Consider the following 15,718-nt stretch of genomic DNA (forward strand, 5'->3'; position numbering starts at 1 on the left):
TTCGACAGGATGAGAACTTCAGTTCGACTGCCCGCGCTGTGCGCATTGTTCCTGAGCGAAGCGATTTTTGCAGAGCCCAGCCTGCTGGGATAATCCTGTCGCCCCGATTTTTTTACTGCTTCCTACTCTGTTTCCGCTCTGCGCGGATGCATGAAAGCATTTACACGTCCGACGATTCCTGCGATTTTCCCAACAGAAAGCAATGGCCAGAGACCTCTTCCAGAAGTGCCGAGAGTATAGCGATTCGGCAGATGCCCGAGCTCAGGGATTCTACCCGTATTTCCGCTGCATCGAGCAGAGCTACGGGAACCATGTTGTCTGCGGCGGTGAGGAGAAAATCATGATCGGGTCGAATAACTACCTCGGCCTGGCCCAAGATCCCCGTATTGTCGAGGCGGCCTGTGAGGCGACTCGCCAGTTTGGTGCCGGATGCACCGGTTCCCGCCTGCTCAATGGCACGATCTCCCTCCATAATGAACTGGAGGAGGCGTTGGCTGCTTTCCTTGGCCGCGAAAGTGCTCTGCTTTTTTCCACCGGATTCTTTGCCAACCAAGGTGCCCTTGCCGCCCTGACCGAGGCCGATGACTTCATCCTTTGCGACCGCGAGAACCATGCCTCCATTATCGAGGGGTGTCAGGTAGCCCCAGCCAAGCTGGTTCCCTACCGTCACAACTCTGTGGATGCTCTTCGCAACCGACTCAAGCGCATCCCTGATGAGTCGGGCCGTCTCATTATCATGGATGGCGTCTTCAGCATGTCCGGTGATATGGCCGACCTGCCGCCAATGGTGAAGGCAGCCAAGGAATATGATGCCATCATGTATGTCGACGAGGCCCATTCACTCGGTGTGGTCGGCCCTCAAGGGCGCGGCGTGGTCCATCACTACGGGGTCAATGACGATGTCGAAATCGTCATGGGAACCTTTTCCAAGTCCTTCGGCTCCATGGGTGGTTTCATCTCCGGTTCGCATGAGATGATAGAATTTGTGAAGCATAAGGCCCGTTGCTTCATCTTCACCGCCTCCCTTGCTCCTGCCGTGGTGGGTGCCGTTCTCAAGGCCCTCGAAATCATGCAGTCCGAGCCTGAGCGCATCGAAATGCTCTGGCGCAACACTCGCAAGATGCACGAAGGGTTCAGGTCGATCGGATTCAAGATCGGCTCGACCCAGAGCCCGATCGTTCCGATCCTTATAGGCAGCGAGGCCAAAGCGTTCGCCTTCGCCCAGCGCCTCTTCGAAGAGGGAGTCTTCGCCACGCCTGCCATCTATCCTGCCGTCCGTTATGGCGAGGCGATCGTCCGCACCAGCTTCATGTCGACCCACAGTGAGGAGGATCTCGACAAGGTGCTCGACATTTTCGCAAAGATTGCGAGAGAACTAGGGACTTTCGATGACCCAGCATACACAGAACCAGGCCGCCGCCGGAACGTTTTCGATTTTGCCCTGCCACAGCGCGGCGGACCTGAAGAAGTTCGAGTCGATTCCGGAAATTCTTCACGGAACGGATCCGAGCTTCACGCCGCCGTTTCCCGGTAGTGTCGTCGGCCTTATTGGCCCAAAGTCCGTTTTCTTAAAGAAGCACGGGGAGATAATTCCTCTCATCGCTTACCGAGACGGAAAGCCTGTCGGGCGTATCGCCGCCATCGTCAACCGCTCTCACAACAACTATAACAAGGACACGGTCGGCTTTTTCGGATTCTTTGATTTCATCAACGACTCCACGGTGGCAAGAGCGCTTGTCGATGAGGCAGCCAAGATCCTGAAGGAGAAGGGCCTGACCATCATGCGCGGTCCCTACAATCCCACCATCAACGACGATTGCGGGGTGCTGACCGAGGGGAATGACAGGCCGACCTCTGTTTCGATGCCTTGGAATCCCCCTTATTATGAGGAGGTCTACAAGGCAGCGGGCCTGGAGGTCGTACGCACTCTTGCCGCCTATGATGTTCCGCTGCACAACGATCCTCCTGAGCGAGTGAGCAAGATCGTGGATCGCATTAAAAATCGTAACAGCGTTACGGTGCGGTCCCTCGATATGAAAAATCTGCCGAAGGAGATGGAGATCATCCACCGGCTCTACAACATCACACTGGATCGGAACTGGGGCTTCTATCCGATCGCGTTGGATGATTTGCTTCACTCTGCTGATGACCTTAAGGCGATCGCAGATCCCAAGATGATTTTCTTTGTCTGCATGGATGGAAAGGAGGTCGGATTCTCACTCACCCTCCCGAATGTGAACGAGGTGTTCCATGCCTCCCGAGGCCGCAAGGGGATCCTCCGCTTTCTGGAGATGGCGCTACGACTACAGATCTGCAAGCCAAAGACCAGCCGCCTTTGCGTATTGGGTGTCGAGCCCGATTATCGCGACAAGGGACTGAGCGCCCTGCTCTTTTATGAGAGCTTTATGGTTTCAAAAGTGAAGCACAGCGTGGTGGAAGTCTCCTGGGTAGAAGCCAACAATGTGGAGATTCTTGAGGCCGCGAAACTCATGGGCGGCCATTGTTCCCGCACCTACGAGATTTTCGAGAAGGCTCTCTAGCCTCTGCAAAGCTTCTCCTGCTCGAGATCGGGAATCACTTTTTTATGGAACTTCTGCTGACCGGCTCCACGGGATTCGTCGGACGGAATCTGTTGCTTAAGCTTCATCGTGACTCCCGCTGGAGCCGGATCATTCTTCCGGTTCGTGATCCGCAGAAACTCCGTGCTCAGCTTCAGGGTGAGGGGATTGATGACGACGGGCGCTTCGAGATCTGCCGGGTCACGGGGGATTTTTGGGAGCTTCCGCAGGGTATCTCTCCTGATCTGGTGATCCACGCCGCAGGACTTCTCTTTGGGCGCCGGAAGGAGGATTACTTTGGTACCAATGTCGACGGGAGTATCCGTCTAGCCGCTCAGTTGCCCCGGACGGCCCGGATGATCGTTCTTTCCTCACTGGCCGCCGGAGGGCCGACTCCGGCCGACTCCTCGCATCGCACCATGAATCACCAGGATAATCCTGTTTCGTTCTACGGCGCCTCGAAACTCACCATGGAGAGGGAACTCCGCAATCGGCTTGGTCGTCGCCTCCTTATTCTCAGGCCGCCGATGGTGCTCGGGCCGCGCGATGCCGCCACGCTACCGCTCTTCAAGATGGCAGCCGCTCCGATCCGCATCAAACCGGGTTTTGCTCCCAAGCATTACAGCTGGATCGATGTCGGTGATCTCTGTGACGCCATGCTGTCTGTCGCCGTGGTTGCGCCTGCTGACTGGGAGAAGCACGGGCCCTTCTATCTTGGCTCGGAGCAACTCATCACGGATTCCGAACTGATTGCGACCGCAGCCGAAGTGATCGATGCCCGCGGCATCACGCTTTCGGTTCCCCAGGTTGCAATCCAACTAGCCTCCCTAGTGATCGACGCAGTTCCTGCCTGGCGTGCCGCTGCCCCCAGTCTCGGGCGTGACCGTGTGCGTGAGATCCTTCCCTCACGATGGGTCGCCGAAGGAACGCCCTTTGCCGAGCACTTCGGCTGGAGCCACCGCCGCACGCTTGCGGAGACCCTCGCGGAAACCGCCGCATGGCTGAAGGGGCAGGGGAAGATCTGAACTGAAAACCTGAAAGCGGAAACTTGAAACCTGAGTGGGTAATAGAGATCCCGGTTCTGAATTTCAGCTTTCAGGTCTCAAGTTTCACCCTTCTCTGCTCAATTCAACCCCGGATCATCAGCAAAAGGGTCAGTCCCGTGTATTGACGACTAATCGAAACCAGCAACCGTGCCAGCCAAGGTGGGGGAGGAGAACCTCAGAAGGATTATTGCAATGCGTGTCCTGAATAGCTCGAAAGAGTCGGCCGTTGGTGTTTACCGATTTTGCGGACCATTTCTGATTGATACATGCCAAAAAGCGATCATCCCCCTGCCCCCATCCCCATAGGCCAATACCTCAAAGTAGAAAAGCCACCATTTGCGAAAGGGTGAATCCAATAAATGGGCTCTTTGGTAGCGATGGAAAAGGCTTCATGGGTTTGCTCCTTTTACTTTTCCCCGTGGCGTTCGCGCAGCCAGCGGAGGGCTTCAAGTTCGCCGTAGAGTTTTTGGCGGTCGAAGTAAGCAACGGCTTCGGCGCCGTCCATGTTCACCCATGCCTGACTGCCAGCCATGTGTTGGAGGTATTTTTTACGCGCATCCATCTCGGCCAGTCGGGCCTGGCGGGCGGCGGGATCGAGTAGCCCGAGGAATTTTTTTTCGATGCTGGCGCCGACGAGTTCATCAATCAAAAAGTTGCTGTCCTGCGCCTGCCGACCAAGGTTGATCCCCATGTCGGAAACGGTTTGCGCGGAGGTCCGGTCTCCCATTTGCAGGTAGCGGTTTTGGAGTTCGCTCATTTGCTTCGACAGGTCTTGGAGTGGTTCGATTTGTTGGCGCGTGAGGCCGAGCATCGCGGCGGCTTTGGCCTCGACCACGCTATAGCCTGCTGCCATGTAGGCCTCCTCCGAAGTTTGAAGCGCGGAGAGCGCGTAATCATCAAGCTTGGTTTTATCGGCGGCGGCGACAAGGTCGTTGAGCGCCGCTTCCGTGCGTCCGGCCCGGAAATGTTCGCGCGCGGAAAGGTAGTCGCCCATGGTGTTATCGGGATCATTTTTGCGAAGCGCTTCGATACCACGGCGACGCTCGCCGGGGTCACCGCTGCTGAAAGCGAGCTGGAGCTGCACTTGCGGGTCGTTGGGAAATTGCGTCACTGCTTGACGAAGCGAGTTCATATCTCCCGTCAGCCGGAACACGGCAACCAGGGCTTTAGCGTCGCCCTGATTTTCACTCAAATACTTGGAGAGTTGTGCCGGGGTGAGTTTCAAAAGCTGATTCTCCTTGAGCAGACGGGCGATCGGTCCACCTGTGGGTTTTTCCGGCAACACGACGGGAGGCGGCGTTGCCGCCGGCATCGGGGCAAGTTCGGGGGCGGGCAAAGCGGGGAGCGCCACTTTCACCGGCTTGACGACAGGCCGATTGACTTCAGGCGAGGAGCTTTTCGTTGTGCCGCCAATCCCCGAGAGAAGGAAAATCGCCAGCATGACGAGCAGAACAGAGCCAGCGGTTAGGAGAATTCGCGTGTTAGGTTTCATTGGTTATCGGGTATATTTCGGAGTTCCTAGAACTTCATTAGCACGCCCCAGTCGGCTTGATTTTCGAATCTTGAGGAGAGTCCTGTGATGGCAGTTACGCCGGAGCCGGCGTTGTCCGTCTGGTCCCAGCCCGTACCGTAGATCAGATACGATCTGCTCTCTGATGGCCTGTAGCAAAGCGGCTTGCCGGTGAGCGGGTCTGTGGGGACCGATGGCAGGAAGGCTGGCACGAGGTCTTCTAGGGTTGCGGGAAGGCGCCCGTGGGCCATGCGATAGCGCTCGACCGCGCAGGCGGTGGCGAGGCTTTGGAGGATTGTCTGGGTGGCTGCAATCTGCTTGGCTGGGCTCATAATAGCCGGCATCGCCACCTGAGATAGGGGATTCCGGATCTTATTCCAAACGGAGGAACCGGCACGCGCGGCCTCGATCTCTGTGAGGGTTGACGGAAGTTCCTTTGGCTGCTTCACGGCGTCGATATACCGCTGGATGGTGCCGATGTATCCGGCTTTATCCTCGTTGAACCATCCCGCTGGCCAGATTGCCCATGTGGCCCGGAGCGCCGCATTTTGTAGTCTCAGCGTGCGGGTGTCGGGGAGTCCCTGCAGCGTCAATAGATCTGTTCTGGAAGCATCGAGCTGGAGAAGAGATGCTCTCTCCCCGCGAAGACCGTTGGAAAGGCGTGCCAGCAGATCGATGCGGGAGAGCTCGCTGGAGAGGGCCGCCAATTGAGCATCGGTCCATGCGTGCCTCTCCAGACCATCGCTAATCACCTGAGATGCCCGGTCCAAGATGCTTCTTTCAACAAGCACCGTAATGAGAAAAGGGGAGGACCCAGCGGCGCGTGCCAGACCCAAAAGCGTCTGGACATCTTGAAAGGCATTCTCCGGACGGCCAGTCGCCAGTTTGGCGAGCGCTCTCCCTTGGAAGACCTTGGAGGCATTCACTGTCTCTGGGAGGTAGGTCATCGGCATCTCGAAACCTTTTGAGTAATCAAGCGGCCAACAAACCCCCGGTCGACGGACCGCCTGGGCGACTTCCTCAAGCAGAGGGGCTGAGGGGGCAAGACTCTTTAAAACCAATTCCCCAGCGGCCTGATCGTCGCCCTTGAAATCGGGATTTAAGAACCTTGCTGTGAAATGGATCGTGCTCTCGCCCGACTTAGGTTTTCCAGTGATTTTTTTCCAAGGCACATCCAGCTTTCCAAGTCGCGAATCCTTCGCGGAAACAAAGACTTCCTGAAAGACCGGTGCGGCGGCCGCGTTGTCGGCATCGGGCATCGGTGCCGGCACGATTTCCTCGAATCGCGTGGGCTCGTTCTTTTCCCGGAGCACGGCCAGGGCGGCGCTCAGCTTTCTTGCACCCCACCAGTTCGTCCATGAATAGAACAGGGTCACAAGGGTGACCAATGTGACAACGGCCAACAGGAGGCCCTTTGTCCATCCGCCTCGCCGGTCGCATTCCTCGTAACGCGCAAAGTTCCACGGCAACACCACTCCGGTGATCACAAGAATGCCGAGGAAAATCGCGGCAGCCAGCCAGAGCGTTATCGTGCGGGAGAAAACCATATCTCCCAAAGCAAAAACGATGGGCAATCCGATCACGACGTGCAGCATCGCCTGCAGGTAGAAACCGGCATATCGCAGGTGTACATGGCAGTTTTCACATTCTTTTGTCGGGCCTGGCCACAGAACCCAAGACTTAAACGGAGCAACGCGTTGATGGCATTTGGGGCATTTCATCTATTTATTGGTTATTGGGTTTTGGTTTTGGGAATCTTCTAAGCTGCAGGTTGGGATGCTTGGGGAGTGGCCTTTGGCAGGCGAAAATGCAATTCGATCTGAAGGGGTTGCTGGATCGGAGAGTCATCCATCTCCTGAGGAAATTGTCCGGTTGCGATGATGCACTTGAGCGTTGCGGCTCGCGCCAGAAATGCCTCGCGGTCGAAGGGCAGAGTCCCATTCGGAACGTCCGGCGTAGTGGCTCGGAGAAGAACGATCAACGACCAGCACACAGCCAACGAAGTCCATGCAAACCGTGGAGCCCAGGCGATGGGCTCCGCGTTTTGTCGCGCGGCCTGTAGAATCCGGTGCTTCAACCCGGCTGGCAGCTCATGCGGGCGCGCCCGGCGGAGAAGGGATTCGATTTCCTCGTTGTTCATGTTTCATCCTCCAGACGCATGGCGTCGCGTAATTTGTCTAATGCGTAGCGATATCTGCTCGCGGCTGTGTTTGCCGGGATGCCAAGGATGCCGGCGATCTGCCGGAAGGTCCTCTGCTCCCATGTCTTCAAATGGACCACCACGCGCTGCTCCTCCGGCAGGACAGCCAACTGTTCGAGTAACTCCGCGATCTTCTCATCCTCGCCGGGCTTAGGTCGGAAGGGGGTCTGCGCTTCCAAAGCGAAGTTTTCCAGCATCTGCCGCCGGGTCGCATCGCGGCGCACAACATCCACATGGGCGCGGTAAATGCACCGCAACACAAAGGAGCGAGGGTTCAGAATGGTAAACCTCGGCCGCCGGGCCAGACGCAGGAAGACATTCTGCACAAGATCCTGCGCCGCATCGGGATCCCGTGTCAGTTGCAGCGCAAACGCATAGGCCGCGGGAGCGAATTCGTCGTAAAGGGATTCCAATTCTCGAAGGTCCATGAATGGCAGTCTGTCAACCAGACGCGATGGTAAGGGGATTTGTCTATCCTGCGGGAACCTTTTCATCACCGGCTTTCGAGTCGACTGAACTCGGGCCCGATCACGCCGGGGCGTGAGGATGATTACTTCGTGGTTCGAAGCGTCCCAAGCGAACGGCCTTCGGCGGCTTACAGAGTGAAACCCGCACGGTTTCGCCGCATCCTCCAGCTTCAGAGTGGAACCCATCAATAATCTCACGGCGAGACCGGTGCGCAGTTGCATCCTGCGCTCCACCGGCGAATACCCCCGATTTTCAGCATTGCAGGATTCCCGTGCTGAACCCTTGGTCGCCGAAACAACGTTAGTGGACGTATGCGGAGTGGGTGAAGGGGCAGGGGAAGATCTGAACTGGAAAAAGTTGGAAGGTGGGAAGGTGGGAAAGTGGGAAAGTGGGAAGGTGGGAAGGTGGGAAGGTGGGAAGGGGTATTACGGATGGTTCGCGACCTTTTACGTTCTTACTTTTATACCTTCTCACTAATTGAGCCCCGGATCATCCGGTGCCTGGGCGAGGAGATGATATGTCGGTCCAAGTTTTTTCATGATCGCTTTCCAGCGCTTGATGCCATCCTCAGTAGTGCTCACAGGATACAGCATCTCGGCCGTGGGTTTAAGGAGATGCCATGATTGTTCGGCGACCTCTTGCTCGAGTTGCCCTGCCGTCCATCCTGCGTAGCCGGTAAAAGCCCTGAGATTCCGATGCGGGTCATGATCGTGGTCGCCATCCGGACCCTCTTCAGAATTCAGTTGGAAAAGATCTTCCTCCCCGAGCGATTGGAAGCGGACAGCGTTCTCCAGCCAGAGCAGGCGGGTCAGGATCAGATGCTGCTGTTCTACAGGGCCGCCCTCGAAGACAGGCACCGCAGCTAGATCCATCGGTGATTCGGCTAGTTCCCCCAGGCTCTCATTCCTAGGGCGGTTCAGGATGAAGCCCATGGCACCCTCCTGATCGTGGTGGGTCAGAAAGAGGATCGCCCGCCGGAAATTGGGATCGAGCAGGGAGGGGAGGGCGACCAGCAGTAAGCCCGTAAGCCGCGTATCGGTAGGATGGGTTTCCTGAGGTAGCACGGGGGTATTTTGATCCCAGTCGAGAGACAGATCAATCCGAACTTGGATGATTGAGAGGGGAGGGATTGCTAGTTTGGAAAGTGAAAAAGATTGCGGATGGAGGGCCCTAATTGGAACTTCAATAAAAAAATCAAGAAATCTCTTGCCCCTAAGGACCGGATCAGCTTTTATTTCCACCCTTTTTCGCCGGAAACGTCGGCAGAAACATTCTCGAATCCCTTTCTACAACCTTCTCAAAACTCGAACCATGGCCAAAGAAATCACAGGACAGATCAAACTTCAGATCCCGGCAGGACAGGCTAATCCAGCCCCTCCGGTAGGTCCCGCTCTCGGTCAGCAGGGTGTCAATATCATGGCATTCTGTAAGGAGTTCAACGCCGCCACGCAGAAGCAGGCAGGCGATATTCTGCCTGTCGTCATTACCGTCTATAAGGACAAATCCTTTACCTTCATCACGAAACAGCCTCCATCCGGAGTGCTCCTGAAGAAAGCCGCTGGGATCGCTTCAGGTTCCAAAGAACCGAACAAGGTCAAGGTAGCCAAGCTCACCAAGAAGCAGGTTATGGACCTCGTGAAGATCAAGATGAAGGACATGAATGCCAACACCGAGGAGGCGGCCTTCCGCACCCTCTGTGGCACCGCCCGCCAGATGGGGATCGAGATTGAGGCATAAAAAAGCGAGACAGAACTTTTAACAAAAAACCAACCGCAGGAGGTCTTCGGATCGCTTGAACTGCAACACACCATGCAAAACACCCGCAGCAAACGTTACCGCGCCGCCAATGAGCTCGTTGAGCAGGGGCGCAAATATCCTTTGAGCGACGCCCTGACCGTCCTCAAGAAGATGCCTCCCACCAAGTTCGACCAGACGGTCACCGTCTCAATGCGACTTGGTGTTGACCCCAAGCAGAGCGACCAGATGGTCCGTGGTACCTGCCCACTGCCCCATGGTAGCGGCAAGAATGTTCGTGTTCTTGTCTTTGCAACTGGTGCAGCCGCTACAGCAGCGCAGGAAGCAGGAGCAGAGTTTGTTGGTTTTGATGATCTTCTCAAGAAAGTCCAAGGCGGATTTTCCGATTTCGATGTCGCCATCGCGACCCCGGCAGCCATGACCGAAGTCCGCAAGCTTGGTAAGGTTCTAGGACCCAGGGGTTTGATGCCGAATCCCAAGACCGGAACGGTCAGTGATGACACCGCCAAGGCAGTCCAAGAGGTGAAGGCTGGACGCGTCGAGTTCAAGCTTGATAAGAATGGCAATATAGCCGTTCCCGTCGGAAAGTTCTCCTTCAGTGAGTCACAACTTCTCGACAACGGTCGCGCCGTGATCGAGGCGGTCATCAAGTCTCGCCCGGCAACCGCCAAGGGTGCCTATGTCGAGTCTTTGACAATCGCTGCCACGATGTTGCCTGGCATTCTCGTGGATGCATCCCCCTTCCTGAAGAACTAAACCCATCAACGGAACCAGGAACCTAGGACTACTACCATGCGCCCCGAGAAACCCACGATCGTAGAGGACGTCAAGCTGCGCCTCAACAACTCTCCCTTCCTCATCGTCGTCGAATACGGCGGGATGAACGTGAATCACTTTGCAGAACTCCGCAACCGCCTCGGTGGCGCTGGAGCCACGCTGACCGTCATCAAGAACACCTTCCTCCGCCGTTCCATTAAGGACGCCGGCCTGCCTGATTTGGATGCCCACCTGGTAGGTCAGACGGCTTTTGTTGTCGGCGAGAAGGACATCTGCGCCGCCGCTAAGATCCTCAAGACCTTTGCCGCAGAGTTTGAGAAGCCAACAATCCGTGTTGCTATCCTCGATAACGCCATCCTCGAGACTGCTGAGGTGATTGCTCTCGCCGACCTTCCCCCGAAGGAAGTTCTTCAGGCACAGCTCCTCGGTCTTCTGCTCAGCCCTGCCACCAAGCTGGTGCGCACGCTCAACGAACCAGCCGCCAGTCTGGCACGCGTTCTCGCGGCCATGGCGGAGAAAGCTCCTGCCGCCCCTGCTCCAGAAGTTGTGGAAACCCCCGCAGTTGCTGCTGTGGAGGCTCCCGTAGCTCCAGCTGTCGAAGTTGCTGCAGAAGTCCCATCAGCAGAAACCACCGCAGTTGAGGAAGCCGCCCCAACGGAGGCCCCGGCCGCCTAGCAAGCAGAGTCTGCAGTCCCTATTTCAACCTTTTAACCAAAAATAATTTCTCCCGGCGTACGAAGCCACGACGGGTGAAGGAAACACAACACGATGACCTGTCGGTCCGGCAGCTGCCGGACTCAAATGTCCTGAGGCTTCGGGACGCGACAGCATCAAAATCCAAACAACACCATGTCTGACAACACCGCAATCGTAGAACAGCTCAGTAATCTCACCGTCCTCCAGATCGCCGACCTCGTGAAGGCCCTCGAAGAGAAGTGGGGCGTGAGCGCCGCCGCTCCCGTAGCCGTCGCCGCCGCTGGCGGTGCACCAGGCGCGCCCGCCGCAGCAGCCGAAGAGAAGACCGCCTTCGACGTGATCCTTAAGGATGTCGGATCCAACAAGATCGGCGTCATCAAGGAAGTCCGCGCCGCAGTCCCAGGACTCGGCCTCGCAGAGGCAAAGGCCCTTGTCGAGAGCGCTCCCAAGGCTATCAAGGAAGGCGCCACCAAGGAAGAGGCCGAGGAGATCAAGAAGAAGATCGAGGCCGCTGGAGCCAAGGTCGAGATCAAGTAGTCTCCGACTACACACGCCATTCATTTCCGTTTATCGTTGTCAACTGGGTTTTCCCGGTTGACACGATGGACGGAAGGGCGTACAACGAAAAGTTCCACCTGTCCCGAGCCCTGCAACACGGTCACAAGAAGCTTAGTCAATCACATCCCTTCGCCGCCCGCGCGGATTTCCATGTTTCTTTTGGGGATCCCACAGCTGGCGGCTCTTTTGCCTACCGTTTTTCCAGTTCCTCCCCGGAGTCCACAACACTCTTACCGCTCTCCCTTTTCCGTCGGCGCTAGCCGGCAAAGAAAGGACCGCCATTAAGGCAACCCGTATCGCCACCCAAGATCCTGTACCATGTCTGAAAGAATCAACTTCGGAAAACTCTACGAGGCCATCCAACCGCCCAACCTCATCGAACTGCAGATCAAGTCCTACGAGGAGTTTTTCCAGACAGGCGTCGAGCCCTCCAAGCGAAAGAACGTAGGCCTTCAGGCCGTCTTCCGTGAATTCTTCCCGATCTATGGCTTCGAGGAGAAATCCTCGCTTGATTTTGTGAGCTATCACATGGACGAGCCGAAGATCGGCCCTTTTGAATGCCAGATCGAGGGAGAGACCTACAGCGCTCCCCTTTACGTCACCTTCCGGTACAAGGACGAAAAGTCCACTAAGGAAGAAAAGGTTTACATGGGTGAGATCCCTCTCATGACCAAGTCCGGAACCTTCATGGTCAATGGTGCCGAGCGCGTCGTGGTCAGCCAGCTTCACCGTTCTCCAGGCATCTGCTTTGAGTCCGATATTCACCTCAACGGAAAACTGCTCTTTGGTTTCCGGATCATTCCCGACCGGGGTTCTTGGACCGAGGTGCAGTTCGACACGAATGACCTTCTTTATGTCTATCTTGACCGCCGCAAGCGCCGTCGCAAGTTCCTTGCGACCACCTTCCTGCGCGCACTTGGATTCCCTACGGACGAGGAGATTGCAGCTCTCTTCTACAAGATCGAAAGCCTCAAGCTCTCGGACAAACTCGACGAAGAGGAAATCGGCACCAAGGTCCTGCTCGCTGATGTCCGCGAGGGCGACGCGATTATTGCCCGTGCCTACGAGCCCCTGACTCCCGCCGTCATTCGCGATCTGATCCGTGCCGGACACAACTCAGTCAAGGTCATCGACACGAAGGATGACGATACGATCGTCAAGTCCCTTAAGCGCGATCCCGCCCACAGCGAGGAAGAGGCACTCAAGGACATCTACCGCAAGCTCCGTCCCGGCGATCCTCCGACAGTGCAGAATGCCCGAGGCATGCTCAAGCGCCTCTTCTTTGACTCCAAGCGCTACGACCTCGGTCGCGTTGGCCGTCACAAGATCCAGCAGAAGCTTGGTCTTGATCCTAAGATCGATGACCGTGTCCTTCGCAAGGAAGATATCGTTGAGTCGATGCGTTATCTTCTCAAGCTTCGCAAAGGTGACGGGATGCTCGATGATATCGATCACCTCGGCAGCCGCCGTGTCCGTACGGTCGGAGAACTGCTTGCCAACCAGTGCCGCGTGGGACTCTCCCGCACGGAGCGTCTCGTCCGCGAGCGCATGGCCCTCTACGATCCTTCCGTCGATCACATCACGCCTCAGAAGCTGATCAATCCGAAGTCCCTGAGCGCCGTCGTGCGTGATTTCTTCGGCCGTTCCCAGCTGAGCCAGTTCATGGATCAGACGAACCCGCTCTCCGAGCTCACCCACAAGCGCCGTCTCTCGGCTCTTGGGCCTGGAGGTCTCTCCCGTGAGCGCGCTGGATTCGAGGTTCGCGACGTCCATCCATCCCACTACGGCCGCATCTGCCCGATCGAGACCCCTGAAGGTCCGAACATTGGTCTGATCAGCTCCTTGAGCACGTACGCCCGTGTGAACGACTTCGGATTCATCGAGACCCCGTACCGCAAGATCATCAATGGCAAGGTAACCGACGAGATCGAGTACCTCACCGGTGACCGTGACGAGAACTTCTACATTGCTCAGGCGAATTCACCCCTCGACAGTAAGGGGAAATTCCTTGGCGAGACGGTTTCCTCGCGTTACCGCGGAGACTTCGTCGAGATTGAGCCCGAGAAGATCCAGTATATGGATGTCTCTCCGAAGCAGCTCGTTTCAGTAGCCGCGGGTCTTATCCCCTTCCTCGAGCACGATGACGCCAACCGTGCGCTCATGGGCTCAAACATGCAGCGCCAGGGTGTGCCGCTCCTCATCTCCGATGCCCCGATTATCGGGACCGGAATGGAGGGACGCGTCGCCCGTGATTCGCGTGCGGTGATTGTTTCCGAGTCGAACGGCAAGATCGCTTCCGTGGACGCACTGCGCATTATTGTTACCAAGGATGGCGAGCTTCCCGAGGGGAAGAAGAAGATCAAGGATGATCCCGAGAACGGCGTGCACGTCTATGACCTGCGCAAGTTCATGCGCTCCAACAGCAGCACCTGCATCAACCAGAAGCCCATCGTCAAGAAGGGCCAGGTGATCAAGAAGGGTGACGTGCTTGCAGACGGTCCGAACACGGAGAACGGAGAGCTCGCGCTCGGCCGCAACGTGCTCGTCGCCTTCATGCCCTGGAACGGTTACAACTTCGAGGACGCCATCATGATTTCCGAGCGAGTGGTCAAGGAGGATGTCTACACCTCCATCCACATCGACGAGTTCGAGATTGGGGCCCGTGATACAAAGCTTGGGCCTGAGGAAATCACTCGTGACATCCCGAATGTTAGCGAGGAAGCTCTTCTGAACCTTGGACCCGACGGAGTCATCCGCATCGGCGCCGAGGTGAAGCCGGGCGATATCCTTGTTGGAAAGATCACTCCGAAAAGTGAGACCGAGCTGGCTCCTGAGGAGCGCCTCCTGCGCGCCATCTTCGGCGAGAAGGCAGCCGATGTGAAGGACACCTCCCTCACCGTTCCGTCCGGAACCTACGGCATTGTCATGGACGTACGCGTCTCCTCCAAGGAGAAGGCCGCTAAGATCAAGATGACCCCATCCGAGTCGAAGCGTCAGCAAAAGATGATCCAGGACGACAACAAGAAGCGTAAGGAAGAACTCTTCGAGCAGCTCACGGAAGGCCTGGCCAACGTGCTCCTCGGCGAGAAGATCCCGCTCGACGTCGTCAACGGCGAGTCAGGAGAGATCATCATCCCAGCCAACCGCAAGATCACCAAGATGCTCCTGCGCAAGCTGGCCGGCGTCTACAATGTGGTCGAGATCGATCCGAGCCCGATCCGCAACAAGATCCGCGAGATCATCGGACAGTTCGAGCACCGCTTCGCCGACCTCGATAACGAGAAGGAAGAGAATCTCGGCCGCGTCGAGAGTGGTGATGATGTCGATCCCGGTATCATCAAGCAGGTCAAGGTCTTCATTGCCAGCAAGCGCAAGCTCTCTGTCGGTGACAAGATGGCAGGCCGCCACGGTAACAAGGGCGTTGTCGCCAAGATTGTTCCCGAGGAGGACATGCCCTTCCTTTCCGACGGTACCCCCGTCGATATCGTGCTCAACCCGCTCGGTGTGCCTAGCCGTATGAACGTTGGTCAGGTTCTCGAAACCCATCTGGGTGTCGCGGCCAAGGCCCTCGGTTTCAAGGTTGCCACCCCCGTCTTCGACGGAATTCCCGAGAGCCGCATCCGCGAGTACCTCAAGGAAGCCGGTCAGAAAGAGGGATTCTCCTGGATTCAGGAGAACGGCAAGTCGCAGCTCTTTGACGGTCGTACCGGCGAGGCGTTCGATCAGGAGGTCGTTGTCGGCATCATCTACATGCTCAAGCTCGGTCACCTCGTGGCCGACAAGATCCACGCCCGTGCCGTCGGTCCCTACTCCCTCGTCACCCAGCAGCCGCTCGGTGGTAAGGCTCAGTACGGAGGCCAGCGTTTCGGAGAGATGGAAGTCTGGGCACTCGAGGCCTATGGCGCCGCTTACACGCTGCAGGAATTGCTCACCGTCAAGTCCGACGATGTGCAGGGCCGTACGCGTATCTACGAGAGTATCGTCAAGGGTGACAACTCCCTGGAGGCCGGTATCCCCGAGTCCTTCAACGTGCTCATCAAGGAAATGCAGGGACTCGGACTCGATGTCCGCGTCGGCAAAAAGGACGAAGCCCGTTCCTTCATCGATACCGCCGCTTAACCCAAGCGACCAGGCACACGCGAAGCAGATC

At 56.9% G+C, this 15,718-nt stretch carries 13 protein-coding genes; 8 read left to right on the top strand and 5 right to left on the bottom strand.

What is annotated here, in order from left to right; genetic code table 11:
• The first annotated feature begins 202 nt into the window (after window positions 1–202).
• From K8R57_07655 to K8R57_07665, 3 genes are read left to right on the top strand one after another with little or no spacing between them, the layout of a single operon-like run.
• A complete protein-coding gene (locus K8R57_07655) occupies window positions 203–1,534 on the top strand; it encodes an aminotransferase class I/II-fold pyridoxal phosphate-dependent enzyme (GenBank protein ID MCE9588171.1) in 1,332 nt (443 codons plus the stop codon).
• Window positions 1,437–2,540 (top strand): hypothetical protein, encoded by a 1,104-nt coding sequence (locus K8R57_07660; protein ID MCE9588172.1) that lies wholly within the window; start codon window positions 1,437–1,439, stop codon window positions 2,538–2,540. The genes K8R57_07655 and K8R57_07660 overlap by 98 nt, the downstream gene beginning before the upstream one ends.
• Window positions 2,541–2,584: 44 nt before the next feature.
• Window positions 2,585–3,583, top strand: coding sequence for an NAD(P)-dependent oxidoreductase (locus K8R57_07665; GenBank protein ID MCE9588173.1), 999 nt, complete (start codon window positions 2,585–2,587; stop codon window positions 3,581–3,583).
• A 427-nt stretch (window positions 3,584–4,010) separates the two neighbouring features.
• Here K8R57_07665 and K8R57_07670 read toward each other — a convergent pair whose 3' ends face one another.
• The 5 genes from K8R57_07670 to K8R57_07690 all read right to left on the bottom strand — a co-directional run bounded on the left by K8R57_07670 (window position 4,011) and on the right by K8R57_07690 (window position 8,846).
• A complete protein-coding gene (locus K8R57_07670) occupies window positions 4,011–5,096 on the bottom strand; it encodes a hypothetical protein (protein MCE9588174.1) in 1,086 nt (361 codons plus the stop codon).
• A 26-nt stretch (window positions 5,097–5,122) separates the two neighbouring features.
• Window positions 5,123–6,835 carry a hypothetical protein gene (locus tag K8R57_07675; GenBank protein ID MCE9588175.1) on the bottom strand — a complete coding sequence of 571 codons (1,713 nt, stop codon included), beginning with the start codon at window positions 6,833–6,835 and terminating at the stop codon, window positions 5,123–5,125.
• Window positions 6,836–6,873: 38 nt separating this feature from the next.
• Window positions 6,874–7,254, bottom strand: coding sequence for a hypothetical protein (locus K8R57_07680; protein ID MCE9588176.1), 381 nt, complete (start codon window positions 7,252–7,254; stop codon window positions 6,874–6,876).
• Complete coding sequence (locus tag K8R57_07685; protein MCE9588177.1) at window positions 7,251–7,742, bottom strand: RNA polymerase sigma factor; 492 nt, start codon at window positions 7,740–7,742, stop codon at window positions 7,251–7,253. Before K8R57_07685 ends, K8R57_07680 begins: the two co-directional genes overlap by 4 nt.
• A gap of 513 nt (window positions 7,743–8,255) precedes the next feature.
• Window positions 8,256–8,846 (bottom strand): YqgE/AlgH family protein, encoded by a 591-nt coding sequence (locus K8R57_07690; GenBank protein ID MCE9588178.1) that lies wholly within the window; start codon window positions 8,844–8,846, stop codon window positions 8,256–8,258.
• A 247-nt stretch (window positions 8,847–9,093) separates the two neighbouring features.
• On the opposite strand from K8R57_07690, the gene rplK reads away from it, so the two are divergent.
• From rplK to rpoB, 5 genes are all read left to right on the top strand, one after another.
• Window positions 9,094–9,519 (top strand): 50S ribosomal protein L11, encoded by a 426-nt coding sequence (gene rplK / locus K8R57_07695; protein MCE9588179.1) that lies wholly within the window; start codon window positions 9,094–9,096, stop codon window positions 9,517–9,519.
• Between the two features lie 72 nt (window positions 9,520–9,591).
• Window positions 9,592–10,293 carry a 50S ribosomal protein L1 gene (gene rplA, locus K8R57_07700; protein MCE9588180.1) on the top strand — a complete coding sequence of 234 codons (702 nt, stop codon included), beginning with the start codon at window positions 9,592–9,594 and terminating at the stop codon, window positions 10,291–10,293.
• A gap of 36 nt (window positions 10,294–10,329) precedes the next feature.
• Window positions 10,330–10,989, top strand: a complete 660-nt coding sequence (gene rplJ / locus K8R57_07705; protein ID MCE9588181.1) for a 50S ribosomal protein L10 — start codon at window positions 10,330–10,332, stop codon at window positions 10,987–10,989.
• Between the two features lie 174 nt (window positions 10,990–11,163).
• Window positions 11,164–11,547, top strand: a complete 384-nt coding sequence (gene rplL / locus K8R57_07710; protein ID MCE9588182.1) for a 50S ribosomal protein L7/L12 — start codon at window positions 11,164–11,166, stop codon at window positions 11,545–11,547.
• Window positions 11,548–11,886: 339 nt separating this feature from the next.
• Window positions 11,887–15,687, top strand: coding sequence for a DNA-directed RNA polymerase subunit beta (gene rpoB, locus K8R57_07715; GenBank protein ID MCE9588183.1), 3,801 nt, complete (start codon window positions 11,887–11,889; stop codon window positions 15,685–15,687).
• The last annotated feature ends 31 nt before the right edge of the window (window positions 15,688–15,718 follow it).

The sequence above is a fragment of the Verrucomicrobiota bacterium genome (assembly GCA_021413925.1).
GTDB lineage: Bacteria > Verrucomicrobiota > Verrucomicrobiia > Chthoniobacterales > UBA6821 > UBA6821.